Origin of the sequence: Agrobacterium genomosp. 13 str. CFBP 6927 (assembly GCA_900012615.1) — a bacterium.
Lineage (GTDB): Bacteria > Pseudomonadota > Alphaproteobacteria > Rhizobiales > Rhizobiaceae > Agrobacterium.
In genome coordinates, this window is the sequence record LT009756.1 from 1,034,511 (window position 1) to 1,049,194 (window position 14,684).

A 14,684-nucleotide genomic window follows, 5' to 3' on the forward strand; every position below is an offset into this window, starting at 1 on the left:
CATGTTTGATCTGACAGGCCGCAAGGCTCTCGTAACCGGCGCGACCGGCGGCATCGGCGAAGAAATCGCCCGCCTTCTGCACAGCCAGGGCGCAACCGTCGGCCTGCACGGCACGCGCGTTGAAAAGCTCGAAGCGCTGGCGGCGGAACTTGGCGAACGCGTCAAAATTTTCCCGGCGAACCTTGCCGACCGCGCCGAGGTCAAGGCGCTCGGCGAAAAGGCCGAAGCCGAGCTGGAAGGCGTCGATATCCTCGTCAACAATGCCGGCATCACCAAGGACGGCCTCTTCGTACGCATGAGCGACGAGGACTGGGACAGTGTCATCGAGGTGAACCTGACGGCGATGTTCCGCCTGACGCGCGAGCTGACGCATCCGATGATGCGCCGTCGTTTCGGCCGCATCATCAACATCACCTCCATCGTCGGCGTCACCGGCAATCCCGGTCAGGCAAACTATTGCGCCTCCAAGGCCGGCATGATCGGTTTTTCGAAGTCGCTGGCGCAGGAAATCGCCACCCGCAACGTCACCGTCAACTGCGTGGCGCCGGGCTTTATCGAAAGCGCCATGACCGGCAAGCTGAACGACAAGCAGAAAGACGCCATCATGGGCGCCATTCCCATGAAGCGTATGGGAACCGGTGCCGAAGTCGCTTCGGCCGTTCTTTATCTGGCTTCCAATGAAGCCGCCTACATGACCGGCCAGACCCTGCACGTCAACGGCGGCATGGCGATGATCTGACGGCGCTCAAGGCCGTCGTTAAAAGGATTGCGGCGCTGTTTAAGCACCTTCTTGGGTGCATGGCGCCGCAAGGCCCCGCCGGCCGGTTTCCGGCGAAATTGCCTGTCATACGCTGTGCTTAGCGCGTTTTCAGGCTTTTCGACCGGTTGAAACCGTGTTAAGCGGGCCAAGACTGTGAACAGTCGTCCCGGAGAGACAGGAAGCCGTTGCGATTTTGCGTGACGATGTCTAGCTTGGACCGGGTTGAACGGGTTTGCCCGCAGTGCCGGATTTGAACGGCGCATGAGGGCTCTAACAGGGCAGGGTGCCGCGAGGCATTCCCTTCAAAATAAAGGTCGAGGAAACCGACATGAGCGATATCGCAGAACGCGTAAAGAAAATTGTAATTGATCATCTTGGCGTTGACGCCGACAAGGTTGTTGAAGGCGCCAGCTTCATTGACGATCTGGGCGCTGATTCGCTCGATACCGTTGAACTGGTCATGGCTTTCGAAGAAGAATTCGGCGTCGAAATTCCCGACGACGCAGCTGACTCGATCCTGACTGTCGGCGACGCCGTCAAGTTCATCGAGAAGGCACAGGCCTGATCGACCTTCGTGGGGAGGTGAAATACCCTCCCGTCTTGGCCCGGCTTGTCCGGGCCAATATTTTATCGTGAGACGGCACGCGCCGACAATGGTGCGCGTACTGGCTGATATCCGACCTTTCGACCGCAACCGGTCTGCGGCGGGTGTCATGCGAAAACTGAAAAATATTGCATCGTCGCTTGCGCCGCGTTCCATGGCGCCAGGCGCTGCAAAAGACCGATGATTTGGATAAGGGCGGAGCGTTGGCGATGAGGCGTGTCGTTATCACCGGTACCGGCATGGTATCTCCTCTTGGATGCGGAACGGAAGTGACCTGGGAGCGGCTGCTGGCCGGCCAGAATGGCGCCCGTCTCGTGACTGAATTCGAAGTCGAAGACTTGCCAGCCAAGATCGCCTGCCGCATTCCCGTCGGCGATGGCTCCAACGGCACTTTCAATGCCGACGACTGGATGGAAGTCAAAGAACAGCGCAAGATCGATCCGTTCATCCTTTATGGCGTGGCCGCCGCCGACATGGCGCTTGCCGATGCCGGCTGGCATCCCGAAACGGACGAGGACCAGATCGCGACAGGCGTTCTGATCGGTTCCGGCATTGGTGGTCTGGAAGGCATTGTCGAGGCGGGTTATACGTTGCGCGACAAGGGTCCGCGCCGCATTTCTCCATTCTTCATTCCCGGCCGTCTGATCAACCTCGTTTCCGGCCAGGTCTCCATCCGCCACAAGCTGCGCGGACCGAACCATGCCGTTGTGACGGCCTGCTCGACCGGCGCGCACGCCATTGGCGATGCCGCCCGGCTGATCGCTTTCGGCGATGCCGACGTCATGGTCGCGGGTGGCGCCGAATCGCCGGTCTGCCGCATTGCGCTTGCCGGTTTCGCCGCCTGCAAGGCGCTCTCCACCCAGCACAATGACAATCCGGAAAAGGCCTCGCGCCCCTATGACCGTGACCGCGATGGTTTCGTCATGGGTGAAGGTGCGGGCATCGTCGTTCTGGAAGAGCTGGAACATGCCAAGGCGCGCGGCGCGAAGATTTATGCCGAAGTCGTCGGTTATGGCCTTTCCGGTGACGCCTACCACATCACGGCTCCGTCCGAGGACGGCGAGGGTGCCTATCGCTGCATGGCGATGGCGCTGAAGCGCGCAGGTCTCACGCCTGACGATATCGACTATATCAACGCCCACGGCACCTCCACCATGGCCGACACGATCGAGCTTGGCGCCGTCGAGCGGCTCGTGGGCGATTCGGCCCCGAAGATCTCGATGTCGTCAACCAAATCGGCCACCGGCCATCTTCTCGGTGCGGCGGGTGCGATCGAAGCCATTTTCGCGACGCTTGCGATCCGCGACAACATCGTACCGCCGACATTGAACCTCGATAATCCCGATGTGGAAACGAAGATCGATCTGGTGCCGCACAAGGCGCGCAAGCGTCAGGTCAATGTGGCGCTCTCGAATTCCTTCGGTTTCGGCGGCACCAACGCCTCCCTCGTACTGCGCCGTTACGAAGCCTAGACCATGTCTCCCAAAAATGCGCAGCGGTTTTGGGGTAAGGACATGCGGGGACCAGAAGATTAATCGCGGCGGCTCTTGCCGTCGCGGTTGCGACCCGGTGCCGCAGACCGTTTCAAGCGGGTGCGGCTCCCTCCCGCCGGGCGCATGAGGCGCGCTCTTTCATTTGAAGAACGCATTGCGGCCTGCGAAAGCCATTTCGATTTTCGCGCCGATATTGTAGTCGTTTATGGAAAGTTGGTTGCCGTTTCAGGGTGATCTGCCGCTGCAAACAGCTTCCCTTGACCGGCTTTGCCCGAAACGACGATTCGTGAAGCAAGACAAAGACGACTTCACGATATCTCTATGTGGTGCAGGAAGACATTCCGAACCTGTTTTTGCCGCATTACCTGCGCAAAAAGCGCTGACAACGCCGAACTGAAAAGGACCGACGGTGAGCGACACGAACCAGAACAGCCAGGGACAAAACGGTGCGGGCGAAGGCAATCGCGGCCCGATCATTCCGAAATCCCCGACGGAAGCGCTGCGGCCGGAAAAGGTGCCGGCGCCGCCGAAGCGCTCCCGCAAGGCCCATGGCCAGCTGGTGATCTTCCTGAATTTCCTGATGACGCTTGCGGTTGCCGTCTGCGTTCTGGCCATTGCAGCCTTCTATTACATGATCAATGCGTTCCAGGAGCCAGGCCCGCTGCAGACGAACACGCATTTCACGGTGCGCAACGGCGCCGGTCTCATCGAGATCGCCAATAATCTCGAGCGTAACGATGTCGTCTCGAACGCCCGTGTCTTCCGCCTGATGACCGGCAGCTACCTGCAAAAGGACCAGACCCTTAAGGCGGGTGAATACGAGATCAAGGCCGGCGCATCGATGAAAGACATCATGATGCTGCTGGAATCCGGCAAGTCGATTCTTTACTCCGTCTCCCTTCCCGAAGGCCTCACCGTCAAGCAGATGTTCGCGCGTCTTGGAGCAGATGAAGTGCTGGACGGCGAATTGCCCTCGGCCCTGCCGCCGGAAGGCAGCCTGCGCCCCGATACCTACCGCTTCACCCGCGGCACCAAGCGCGAGGAAATCATCAACCAGATGAGTGCCGCGCAGGACAAGCTGATCGACATGATCTGGGAGCGGCGCGACCCCGATTTGCCGATCAAGACGGTCGAGGAATTCGTGACGCTCGCCTCTATCGTGGAAAAGGAAACCGGCAAGGATGACGAGCGCGCCCATGTGGCTTCCGTCTTCTACAACCGTCTGAAGAAGGGCATGCGCCTGCAATCCGACCCGACGATCATCTATGGTCTGTTCGGCGGTGACGGCAAGCCGTCCGACAGGCCGATCTACCAGTCGGACCTGCAGAAGCAGACGCCGTTCAATACCTATGTTATCAAGGGCTTGCCACCGTCTCCTATCGCCAATCCGGGACGTGCCGCACTTGAGGCTGTCGCCAATCCATGGCGTACCGACGACCTCTATTTCGTGGCTGATGGCACGGGCGGTCACGTCTTTGCCAAGACGCTGGACGAGCACAACGCCAATGTGCGCCGCTGGCGTAAGATCGAAGCGGAAAAGGCGGCCGCCGGCGCCAATCCCGATGTTGCCGTGGATGGTCAGCCCGGCGGCGCAGAGGCGGAAAAACCCGCTAACAACTGATAATCCTGACCGGGCCCTGTGATCGCAAGGCCCGGTTTTTTAAAGGCATGATGGGGGCTTTCCAACGATGACATTGCAATCGATGACCGGTTTCGCGCGCAGCGAGGGAACATTCGGCCGTTACCGCTGGGCGTGGGAGCTGCGTTCGGTCAATGGCAAGGGTCTGGATGTGCGCCTGCGTCTGCCGACCGGTCTGGAAGCGCTGGAAACGAGCCTGCGGGAGATCGCCGGTGCGCATCTGTCCCGCGGCAATATCCAGGCGGGATTGACGCTGTCTATTGCGGAAAACCGGCTGGAAGCGGTGATAAACCGCGATGCCCTTGCGGCGGTTCTCGCCCTGAAGAAAGAGCTTGGTGATGTCGTTGACGACAAGCCATTGAGCTTCGATACGTTGCTGTCGCTGCGCGGTCTGGTCGATTTTCGCGAGGCGGAAGATGACGCCGAGGCGCAGGCGGCGCGCAACAGTGATGTACTTGCCGGTTTTGCCGCCGCCGTCGAAAAGCTGAAGGACATGCGCGAGCGGGAAGGTGCTTCCCTGTTTGCCATCCTCTCCGGCCATATCGACAGGATCGAACAGCTTGCCGCCATCATTGAAAACGATCCTTCCCGCCAGCCCGAACAGATCGCCGCACGGCTTGCCCAGCAGATCGCCCTGATCGGCGAGGGCATGCACGGGCTTGATCGTGACCGTCTTCACGCGGAGGCGGCGCTGATCGCCACCAAGGCCGATCTGCGTGAAGAGATCGACCGGCTGCATTCCCATGTACAGGCATCACGCGAGCTTTTGAAAAATGGCGGGCCTGTCGGCCGCAAGCTCGATTTTCTTGCACAGGAATTTAACCGCGAGTCGAATACAATCTGTTCCAAATCGAACGCCAGTGCGGTAACCGCAGCAGGCATAGAGCTGAAAGTGGTTATCGACCAGTTCCGCGAGCAGGTCCAAAATCTGGAGTAGACCCATGGTCCCGATGAACGATTCCCCCGTCACGATTGCTCGCCGCGGGCTGATGCTGGTGATTTCGTCGCCATCGGGCGCAGGCAAATCCACGATCGCCCGCAACCTGCTCGAAAAGGACAAGAATATCAGCCTGTCCGTCAGCGTCACCACGCGCGCGCGCCGTCATAGCGAGATAGAAGGCATCCACTACCACTTCATCTCCAAGCGCGATTTTGAGCGCATGCGCGATAACGAAGAACTGCTGGAGTGGGCGGAAGTTCACGGCAATTTTTACGGCACGCCGCGCGAGCCGGTGGAAGTGGCAATGGCTGCCGGACGCGACATGCTGTTCGATATCGACTGGCAGGGTGCCGAACAGCTGCAGGACAAGATGAAGGCGGATGTCGTGTCCATCTTCATCCTGCCGCCGACCATGACAGAGCTGCAATCGCGCCTGCACCGCCGCGCCGAAGATACCGAAGAAGTGATAAAGACCCGGCTCCTCAATTCTCGCTCCGAAATAGAGCACTGGCGCGATTATGACTATGTCATCCTCAATGATGACCTGCAGGCCGCCTTCGAGGCGATCGAGGCGATCGTCAAGGCTGAACGCGTCCGCCGCGACCGCCGCCACGGCATGTTCGATTTCGTGCGCGCGTTGCTGGAGGAAGAGCCGCAGCTCTGATCGCTGCGCTCAGGCCGCAATACCTAGCCTGTTTGATGATCATATAGCCATTGACGGGACAGGCGTTCGTCTGCCGCATCTGGCGCCCAGCCATGACCCGTGGTGATCGTCTCCAGCACAACAGTGGCCTCTGCTTTTTCAAGCTGATCTGCCAGATACGGCGCATCCGAAGGGTGCCGCCGCTCGTCATGGGTGCCCGCAAGCAGAAGCGTGGGATATCCGGTCAGGGCCGGAAAATGCTGGCCATGCCGCGGCGATAGCGGTCGAAGCAGAATGGCGCCTCTCGACAGACGGTGATTTTGATAAAGCGTTTCAGCCGCGATGATCGCCCCGTTCGAATATCCAACGAGGAAGGGACGCTCTCCCGTCTTCTGAAACACGACGTCGACGAACCGACAAAGGCTCTCGGCCTGATGTTTCAGATCGTCGAGATCCAGCCGCCTGTCGGGCGTCCTGCGGAAAAATGCGAACCCGTCTTCCCAGGGGATCGCGCCTCTCGGTGCAAAGAGAATTCCATTGGGAAAGACAGAGCGGCCAAACGAAACAAGATCATCTTCCGTCCGGCCAGACCCATGCAGTAACACGACCGCGCAATCAGGATCGTTGGCAGGAGGGTCGAGCTTGTAGCGAAAGCCGGCATTCTCCATGCGCTCGTCCCTCTATTCGACTTCCCTACCGCGCGTCGCCAACGCTTCGCATGGCATTGGAACTTACAGGCTATTCGCCAATATCACGAATTCCTCGACCGACAGCGTTTCCGCCCGGCGTGTCGGATCAATGCCCGCCTTTTCCAGCAGCGCCTCGCCACCAAGACTTTTTACGCTCTGGCGCAGCATCTTGCGACGCTGGCCGAAGGCGGCCTCGGTTACCTTTTCGAGCTTTGCGACATCGCAGGGAAGCGGCTTTTCCTTCGGCAGCAGGTGCACAACGGTGGAGGTGACCTTTGGCGGCGGGCTGAAGGCCTGCGGCGGAACGTCGAAGGCCATTTCCGATACCGTGCGCCAGCCGGCGAGAACGCCGAGGCGGCCATAATGGTTGTCGCCTTCTTCCGCCACGATGCGCTGGCCGACTTCCTTCTGGAACATCAGCGTCATGGAAAGCCAGAAGGGCGGCCATTCTTTCGGCAGAAGCCAGTTGACGAGCAATTGCGTGCCGACATTGTAAGGCAGATTGGCGATGATCCGCACGGGTTCACCGGCAGGAACCATCGTCTCGAAATCGGTCTTGAGAGCATCGCCCTCAATGACTTCGAGACGTCCGGGATAATGCGCTTCGATTTCGGCGAGCGCCGGCAGGCAGCGGCTGTCACGTTCGACGGCAATGACCTTCTTGGCGCCGAGCGAAAGAATGGCGCGGGTAAGGCCGCCCGGTCCGGGGCCGACCTCGATGACCGTCACGCCCTCAAGCGGTCCTGCCGTTCTGGCGATCTTCTGGGTGAGGTTGAGATCGAACAGGAAATTCTGCCCAAGCGATTTCTTCGCATCCAGTCCATGCCGCTGAATGACATCGCGCAGCGGCGGCAGTCCGTCTATGGCCGCCATTATGCGCTGACCCGGCTGCGGGCGGAAATCTCCGCCGCCATCTTCAGTGCCGCAACCAGGCTCGCCTCATTGGCAATACCCTGACCGGCAATGCCGAAGGCTGTGCCATGGTCGGGCGAAGTGCGGATGAAGGGCAGGCCGAGCGTGACATTGACGGAATCGTCAAAGCCGAGCGCCTTGGCCGGAATGAGCGCCTGATCATGATACATGCACACGGCGACATCATAGCGCCGGCGGGCGGCATCGTGGAACATCGTATCGGCGGGCAGGGGGCCAAAAGCATCGATCCCGTCCTTCCGCAACCGAATGGTCGCGGGATGAACCACGTCGCGATCCTCGGTGCCGAGCGCACCGTCCTCGCCCGCATGCGGGTTGAGACCGGCAACCGCCAGACGCGGCGCCTCGATGCCGAATTTCTGCCGGAGGTCCGCATCGATGATTCGGCAGGTCGTGACGATAAGCTCTTCGGTCAGCGCCACCGGCACATCTTTGACCGGAATATGGATCGTCACCGGCACGACACGGACTTTGGGTCCGGCGATCATCATGACCGGTGTCACCTGCTTGCCGGTAAGACGCAAGGCAAGATCGGCGAGAAATTCCGTATGGCCGGGGAAACCGAAACCCGCCTCGTAAAGCACGGACTTGGCAATCGGATTGGTAACCACGGCTGAAGCCTTGCCCTCGACCGTCAGGGAAACGGCGGTCTCGATGGCCTTGATCGTTGCATGGGCCGCACCGACATGCGGTTGGCCTGCCTGAACCTCGAAGCCGACGGGAAGAGGAAGCACGGGAAAAGCGTCATCGAACAGGCTGACGGCATTCGCGGCATCGCAGGTCTCGATTTTGACCGGGATGCCTATCAGCGCCGCGCGGCTCGCCACCACATTCGGATCGCCGATGAAGACGAAGGGCGCTACGCCGTTTTCCCGGCGCCTGGCCCAGGCGGTGATGGCGATATCGGGGCCGATACCGGCTGGGTCTCCCTGTGTCAGGGCAAGCGGCAGGGATGCATGTGTCACGGAAAGACCGGCTCTCGTATCAGGTGTTGACGATCTGCGCCTTCTTGCGCAGCTCATCCATATATTTCTTTTCGTTCGGGTTCTCGCCTTCCTTGGCCTTCATCAGGTCTTCGGACTTGAACACCATTTCCGCAGCATAATCGTCGGAAACCTGACGCTGCTTGCAGATCGCCAGATATTCGACGCCCTTTTCGGTCACGCGCGTGCCGGTGGTGCCACCTTCCTTGGTTTTTTCCACCAGCGCCTTCCAGTCTTCCGGCAGTTCGGGCGCAAGAATCCGTCCAAGATCCTTGATCGCCACGTCCCGCATGGTCGCAGCGAAGGTCATGGCCTGATCGCAGCCGGGATAACGCTTGCGCGAGGCTTCGGCTTCGGACTTGCGCTTGCCGGTGATGGAGTTGCGCTTTGATTCCGGGATGACGAAGATCACCTGCTGCAGGAAATATTCCGTTGTGACCGGCTTGTCGCCACGTTCCTTCAGGCGGGTGACGAGATCCTGCGTCGACATCTTGCCACGTGCACCGTAGCGGGCGTTGACGAGGCGCGGCCAGCTCATCTGTACGGCAATGAAGGATTTGAAATGGTCGGCGCCGACGCCAGCCTGCGACAGCACCTTGGTCAATTGCTGCGGGGTCATCTTGTTGTTGCCGGCAAAACGCGCAAAAGCGGCATCGACGTCTTCGGTGCTGACCGACATTTTCACGCGGCCGATTTCCTCGCGTTTCAGCGCTTCGTCGACGAGCTGCTCACGGGCTTTTTCATTGAGATTGCCGGACTGGCGCTGCAGCTTCAGGAAGGCGACGCGCTTGGCAATATCGTCATTGGTAATCGGGGTCTTGTTGACGACGATCTTGACGGTGTTATCGGCGAAGGCCTGGCCAGCATAGGGCACAGCGGCCATGGGAACGGCGAATATCGCAAAGGCAAAAGCAGCGCCACGCAAAGCCGTCTTTCCGAAATTCATCATGTCCTTCTCCCTTTCGTCGGTCAGGGTCCTGTTTCCCGTCCCGCCAATCTGTTCTGTCTGACGATGGGGTAATTCTGCACCCCGGCCTTTCAGACCTGCACCTGTGCATCCGCACCGCGAATTTGCCACGTATATACCATCGTGATCCGCAAAACGGCAATGTGTCGGTTGTTGAAAGAAAACCCGATATGGTCTTATGCCAAGCCGACACTGGCGTGTTGTTGCGGCAAAACCGTGACTTTTACTGGCCAAATGGCAAAAAGGCAGACCGCAATGCTGTGCGATCTGCCTTTAAACTCAGTAATTGTTCGGCTTCCAGCCGATATCCATATCGGCCCAGTCTTCGTTTGCAGAACCGATGCTGACATCGCCAAGCGTACGGAAAGCCAGGCGGGCATTGATCGACCAGTCATTGGCGGCCTGCCGGCTGGAATTGATATTGCCCTCGTCGGAATAGCTGACCGTCAGGATCGTGCACTCATCCTGATAGGCAATGCCGATGCGGCGTTCGGCGGCAAACTTTCCGTTCAGATCGTAATTGATCGAGCCGAACAGCGACCAGTTGTCGTCCATGCGCAATGTACCTGACGCCTGGATGATATCGCGGTCTTCGTTATAGCCATATTTCGGCTGTGCCTTGACCTGCGTATAGCTGAGCTTGCCTGTGAGGCGGCGGTCCGAATAGCTGATGCCCGTTTCCGACCGGTTGATGTCGAGATCGTCCTTGTCGAGACGCAGGCTCGACGACAGCGAAAGGCCGATCGGCGCATCGAAAGCCGCCATGGCGACGTAGTCCGAACGGTCGGATTCGAGGCCGGAATCGGCGCCTGCATTGACGAGATCGTAGGAGGCGAAAGAATTGTCGCCTGCCAGATGGAAGGACTGGCCGGCAATAGCGCGAACGCCGTAGCCATTGTCGAAGGTGCCGTTATAACGGAAACCGATATTGGCGCGCGTGCCGCCTTCGATCCGGTCGAAACCGGAGAACTTGTCGCGCTCGAACAGGTTGGTCGCGTCAAACACGAAGGCCTGCGCATCCTCGTTGGGAAGCCGGCCGGCATATTGCTCATTCGGACGCACGAAAATCTGCGCAATCGGTTCGATTACGTGGCTGCTGTTGAGCGCCGTGAAGAGCCAGGGATAACGCACTTCCAGACCACCGGTAACCATGCCGCGAAACGCTGCGTCGTCATGCATCATGCCCTGATAGGCATAGGATGTGCCACCGGAGGTGAAGCTTGCCGGTGACATGTCTGTCCACATCGCATCACCGCGTGCGGCCAGAATTGGCGTGATCTGCAGGCCGCTATCCATCGTGAAGGTGCGTTTCCACTCGGCTTCGGTGGAAAGACGCGTGTAATCACCTTCAAGCCCGTTGAAGCGTGAATAGCCTCCGAGCGCGTAGGCATCCTGTTTGAGACGGGTGATGCTGGTCAGGTTTGTCGTCAGCGAAAGCTCGCCGCCATAGATCGGATCCGGCACGAAATAGCGGTAGTCGACGACCGGATGAACGATAGCCTGCTTGCGCTCCAGGGATTCGGTATTGTCCGTATCCTGAACATTAAAATAGTAGCCACGTGCGTCGAAGCTGTTCCGCTCACCCGTGCCCGTCAAATAGATCTGATTGGTCTGAACGTCGTTTTTGTAACCCTTCAGCCCGTAAGTGCGCGAAAAGTTATTGTCGGTCTGCACCATTGCATCCCAGCCGAATGCCCAGCGGGGATTGATGGTGAAGTCACCCTTGCTGGCGATCATGCCACGATTATCGTTGAGCGCGTCGCTGGTTCCGGCCGTGAAAGTATCGGACTTCTGCTGGCTGATGCCGGCAATCGTGAGCGTGTGCATGCCGGTTTCGAAACGCTGACGCAATTCCGCCTGCAAAAGCAGACCCTGCGTCGTGTAATAGGTCGGCGTGACAGTGACATCCGATGTGTCGGAAAGGACCTGGAAATAGGGCACGCCGATGCCGAAACCGAGATTGTCGGTGATGCTCATCTGCGGGAACAGGAAGCCGGACTTCCGCTTCACCGTATTATCGGGAACCGTCAGGAACGGCACATAGGCGATCGAATGGCCGAAAAGCTGCAGGCGCGCCTTTTCGAGCCGGATCGTATGGGTCTTTCCATCCTGAACGACGCGCTCGGCCTTGACCTGCCACAGCGGCGCTTTCTCAGGCTTGGCGGCGCAAGGCAGACAGGCCGTATAAACGCCGTTGTTGAGGACCATCAGATCGCCTTCGAGGCGCTCGGCGCTTTCGCCCGCGATACGGGTATTGTCCGGGGTCTCGACGCGCAGCGCATTAACGAAGCCCTGACCGAAATCGTCAGTGACATCCATCTCGTCGGCATAAATCTTGTTACCGCCGGGCTCGATCAATTCGATGTTGCCATGGGCGATCACGCGGCCGGTCTGCTGATTGTATTCCACTTGCTGGGCCACCATGCGGTAGCCCGAATACTTCATGCGAACCACGCCCTTCGCGATCACGCGCTGGGAATCGCGATTATAGGTCAGTTCATTTGCTGTAAGCAGGAGTTTCGAATCGTCTTGGCTTGCCGACGCGAGCAATCCATCCTGGCCGAAAGCGACCGGGCTGGATGCCAAATACGCGCACACAGCGGCACCTGTCAGAAGGGCCGTCCAAAGCCGCCTGATATTCCCGCGGTCATATACCGCCACTAGCCGTCCTCCTGATGAAGCAGAATGGTTGCCCCCAAAGCCAACGCCACGATAACTGGAACCCAGACCGCGACGGTGGGAGGGACAACACCACCACTCCCGAATGCCCTTACGAGCACGGTTACTACATAAAGCACGAAGCCGGAAACGATTCCACCCAGAATCACGGAGCGCGACTGGGCGAAGCGGCTGAACTTTAATGAAACGGTCGCGGCGATCAAGGTCATCGCAACCAGAAGCAGGGGCGTCGATAGCAGGAAATGATACTGCGTCTCAAGCGCCTTTGAAGATAGTCCAAAAGACTTTGCAACTTCGATCTTGTGAGAAAGGTCAAAGAAAGCAACGGTTTCCGTCTGTGTCATCCGTTCCTGGACGAATTCCCGTCTCAGATTGGTACTGATCCGCACGCTCTCTTGCCGAACTGGCACATGCCCGGCGCGCGTTTCCGTAACGCCGTTAAGAAGCCAGTAACCATCTTCCAACTTTGCCGACTTGGCATCCTGCCGCGAGACGATGTTTCCGTCCTTGTCGAGGTGGATGAGAACCACGTCGAGAAGCAGGGTTCCGTTGTCCTCGAAGCTCTTGGCGCCGATGATCGTGTCCTGGCCGCCGCTTGCCTGGCGCATCCACGGAACGATCTCCTGCTGGCGTCCGCCATTGGCTTCGTTGCGCAGGCCCGCCTCCATCGCCAGCGACCGGTTCTGGCCCCAGGCGGCAATGGGATTGAGGACGACGACGGACAGAATGCCGATCAGGACGGAGCCGAGGACGAAGGGAAGGATGAATTGCCAGGCGGAAATGCCGGCTGCGCGCGTGACAACCAACTCGTAACGCCGGTTGAGCGAAATCAGCGTCGTCATGCCGACGAAGAGCGCAATGAAGGGAACGGTCTGCTGCAGGATCAGCGGCAGGCGAAGCGCGGTCAGGCCGAGCGCTGCCGGAACGGTATAGCCGGGCAGGCCGGACATGCGCCGGGCCGTTTCGCTGAAGTCTGCAAGATAGATGATCGACGATACACCGAGCACGAACCAGACGGCCGTCATCAGATATCGTTTCAGGAAATAGCGGGCCAGCGTGTTGAAAATCATGCGTTACCGCTCCCCGAGCTTCGTGCCAGCCGGCTGGAGAAAAGACGGCGCAGACGACCAGCCGCATCGGCGATGACCTTCGGCATTTTCGGCTTGCGGCCCGTAATGAGAATGAAGGCGGCAGCGGCGCCGCTGAGACCCGGCACGGCATAGACCAGCGGAATAAAGGCCGCACTCTGCTTGACCTGATTGGTAACATAAAAGCCCAGCCAGCGAAGCATGAATGCCGTCACCAGCGCAGCGACCATCGGGTGCATGCGCGCCTCGCGATGCGAACGGGCATCGGCGGCGATGACCAGCGAGATCAGCGCGAAAGCGAATGCGAACATCCAGTCCGACAACCGCTTGTGCAATTCACTGCGGAAGTTTTCCGGTGAGCGCTTGTAACTCGCATTGTTTTCGTCGGGCGAGAGAAGGAAACCGAGGCTCGCATCGCCGGGAGAAAGCGAGGGTTCCGAATCCTGCTTTTCCGACATCGTCGAAAGATCGAAAGCATAAGACAGGAACTTGACGATCGAAACCTTGCCGTCCGGCGTCTTCTGCTGCACTTCGCCGTCGCGCATGGTCAGCGACGTACCGCTTTCATCGATCATGCCTTCCTTGGCGTAATAGATGAGGTCGAAATTCGGATCGCGACGGTCGGCGACGAACAGGCCTTTGAGGATACGGCCCTGGCGCTGGGCGATCTGCACGTAAAGGCCGTCCTGAATGGTGCGGAAGGTCTTTTCCTCGATCACCGAGGACAGGAGGTCGGCATAGGCCGCGGCCACCATCTGTCGTGCGGAGCTTCGCGCAGGCGGCTCGATGAAATTGGTGATGGTAAAGGAAAGCGCGCTCAGAACGGCGGCCAGAATGAGAACCGGGCGAAACATGATCGAACGCGGCGCACCTGCCGCATCGATGATGGCAAGCTCGGAATCATTGTTCATCGCCGTGAATATCTGGGTGATGCCGATGACGAGGGCGAAAGGCAGGACAACGGGAATCAGCGTCGGGAGAATCATTGTCGCGAGCGCCATGAAGGAGCCCATCGACTGGCCGGTATCGGTGACGAGATTGATTCTCTGGAGAACCTGGATGGTCCATATGATCGCGAGCACTGGCAGCAGCGCGACCAGAAACATCTGCGTTGTCCGCCGCAGGATATAGTTCTCGAGAAGCTTCATACGGCCCTGTTCGACATTGTTTTCCCGTGCGATCGCCCGCCGGATTTCCGCTTATCTAATCGCATCATTTGCAATTGGCTATTCCGACATGCTCACAAATATGTTTTGCGCGACGATTTTT

13 protein-coding genes are annotated in these 14,684 nt (G+C 59.1%); 6 read left to right on the forward strand and 7 right to left on the reverse strand.

Annotated features, from left to right (window positions below; all coding sequences use genetic code 11):
* Position 1: 1 nt before the first annotated feature.
* The 6 genes from fabG to gmk all read left to right on the forward strand — a co-directional run bounded on the left by fabG (position 2) and on the right by gmk (position 6,100).
* Positions 2-739 carry a 3-oxoacyl-[acyl-carrier-protein] reductase gene (fabG, locus tag AGR13A_RS05200; protein WP_080834047.1) on the forward strand — a complete coding sequence of 246 codons (738 nt, stop codon included), beginning with the start codon at positions 2-4 and terminating at the stop codon, positions 737-739.
* Positions 740-1,088: 349 nt separating this feature from the next.
* Positions 1,089-1,325, forward strand: a complete 237-nt coding sequence (locus tag AGR13A_RS05205) for an acyl carrier protein (RefSeq protein ID WP_003502080.1) — start codon at positions 1,089-1,091, stop codon at positions 1,323-1,325.
* 248 nt (positions 1,326-1,573) lie between these two features.
* Complete coding sequence (gene fabF, locus AGR13A_RS05210; RefSeq protein ID WP_080836569.1) at positions 1,574-2,836, forward strand: beta-ketoacyl-ACP synthase II; 1,263 nt, start codon at positions 1,574-1,576, stop codon at positions 2,834-2,836.
* 430 nt (positions 2,837-3,266) lie between these two features.
* Positions 3,267-4,478, forward strand: coding sequence for an endolytic transglycosylase MltG (mltG, locus tag AGR13A_RS05215; RefSeq protein ID WP_035217954.1), 1,212 nt, complete (start codon positions 3,267-3,269; stop codon positions 4,476-4,478).
* Positions 4,479-4,545: 67 nt separating this feature from the next.
* On the forward strand, positions 4,546-5,433 hold the full coding sequence (locus tag AGR13A_RS05220; protein WP_080834049.1) for a YicC/YloC family endoribonuclease: 888 nt from the start codon (positions 4,546-4,548) through the stop codon (positions 5,431-5,433).
* 4 nt (positions 5,434-5,437) lie between these two features.
* Entirely contained in the window at positions 5,438-6,100 is a 663-nt protein-coding gene (gene gmk / locus AGR13A_RS05225; protein WP_035217948.1) for a guanylate kinase, read from the forward strand.
* A 23-nt stretch (positions 6,101-6,123) separates the two neighbouring features.
* On the opposite strand, the gene AGR13A_RS05230 is transcribed toward gmk, so the two are convergent.
* The 7 genes from AGR13A_RS05230 to AGR13A_RS05260 form a co-directional block, all read right to left on the reverse strand.
* A complete protein-coding gene (locus AGR13A_RS05230; RefSeq protein ID WP_080834052.1) occupies positions 6,124-6,747 on the reverse strand; it encodes an alpha/beta hydrolase in 624 nt (207 codons plus the stop codon).
* A 63-nt stretch (positions 6,748-6,810) separates the two neighbouring features.
* The gene (gene rsmA, locus AGR13A_RS05235; protein ID WP_035217944.1) at positions 6,811-7,641 is read right to left on the reverse strand and encodes a 16S rRNA (adenine(1518)-N(6)/adenine(1519)-N(6))-dimethyltransferase RsmA; all 831 of its coding nucleotides are present in this window, start codon (positions 7,639-7,641) and stop codon (positions 6,811-6,813) included.
* A complete protein-coding gene (gene pdxA, locus AGR13A_RS05240; protein WP_080834055.1) occupies positions 7,641-8,663 on the reverse strand; it encodes a 4-hydroxythreonine-4-phosphate dehydrogenase PdxA in 1,023 nt (340 codons plus the stop codon). Before pdxA ends, rsmA begins: the two co-directional genes overlap by 1 nt.
* Positions 8,664-8,682: 19 nt before the next feature.
* A complete protein-coding gene (locus AGR13A_RS05245) occupies positions 8,683-9,630 on the reverse strand; it encodes a SurA N-terminal domain-containing protein (RefSeq protein WP_080834058.1) in 948 nt (315 codons plus the stop codon).
* Positions 9,631-9,927: 297 nt separating this feature from the next.
* Complete coding sequence (locus tag AGR13A_RS05250) at positions 9,928-12,309, reverse strand: LPS-assembly protein LptD (RefSeq protein ID WP_035217938.1); 2,382 nt, start codon at positions 12,307-12,309, stop codon at positions 9,928-9,930.
* Positions 12,309-13,397: an LPS export ABC transporter permease LptG gene (gene lptG, locus AGR13A_RS05255; protein ID WP_035217936.1), complete on the reverse strand. Its 1,089-nt coding sequence runs from the start codon at positions 13,395-13,397 to the stop codon at positions 12,309-12,311. The genes AGR13A_RS05250 and lptG overlap by 1 nt, the downstream gene beginning before the upstream one ends.
* Positions 13,394-14,563, reverse strand: a complete 1,170-nt coding sequence (locus AGR13A_RS05260; protein WP_035217934.1) for an LptF/LptG family permease — start codon at positions 14,561-14,563, stop codon at positions 13,394-13,396. Before AGR13A_RS05260 ends, lptG begins: the two co-directional genes overlap by 4 nt.
* Positions 14,564-14,684: the final 121 nt, after the last annotated feature.

What these genes read in the sequence shown, in the direction of transcription:
- fabG (WP_080834047.1), top strand. Translation starts at nt 2, where the DNA reads ATGTTTGATCTGACAGGCCGCAAGGCTCTCGTAACCGGCGCGACCGGC.
- AGR13A_RS05205 (WP_003502080.1), top strand. Translation starts at nt 1,089, where the DNA reads ATGAGCGATATCGCAGAACGCGTAAAGAAAATTGTAATTGATCATCTT.
- fabF (WP_080836569.1), top strand. Translation starts at nt 1,574, where the DNA reads ATGAGGCGTGTCGTTATCACCGGTACCGGCATGGTATCTCCTCTTGGA.
- AGR13A_RS05220 (WP_080834049.1), top strand. Translation starts at nt 4,546, where the DNA reads ATGACATTGCAATCGATGACCGGTTTCGCGCGCAGCGAGGGAACATTC.
- gmk (WP_035217948.1), top strand. Translation starts at nt 5,438, where the DNA reads ATGGTCCCGATGAACGATTCCCCCGTCACGATTGCTCGCCGCGGGCTG.
- AGR13A_RS05230 (WP_080834052.1), bottom strand. Translation starts at nt 6,747, where the DNA reads ATGGAGAATGCCGGCTTTCGCTACAAGCTCGACCCTCCTGCCAACGAT.
- rsmA (WP_035217944.1), bottom strand. Translation starts at nt 7,641, where the DNA reads ATGGCGGCCATAGACGGACTGCCGCCGCTGCGCGATGTCATTCAGCGG.
- AGR13A_RS05245 (WP_080834058.1), bottom strand. Translation starts at nt 9,630, where the DNA reads ATGATGAATTTCGGAAAGACGGCTTTGCGTGGCGCTGCTTTTGCCTTT.
- lptG (WP_035217936.1), bottom strand. Translation starts at nt 13,397, where the DNA reads ATGATTTTCAACACGCTGGCCCGCTATTTCCTGAAACGATATCTGATG.
- AGR13A_RS05260 (WP_035217934.1), bottom strand. Translation starts at nt 14,563, where the DNA reads ATGAAGCTTCTCGAGAACTATATCCTGCGGCGGACAACGCAGATGTTT.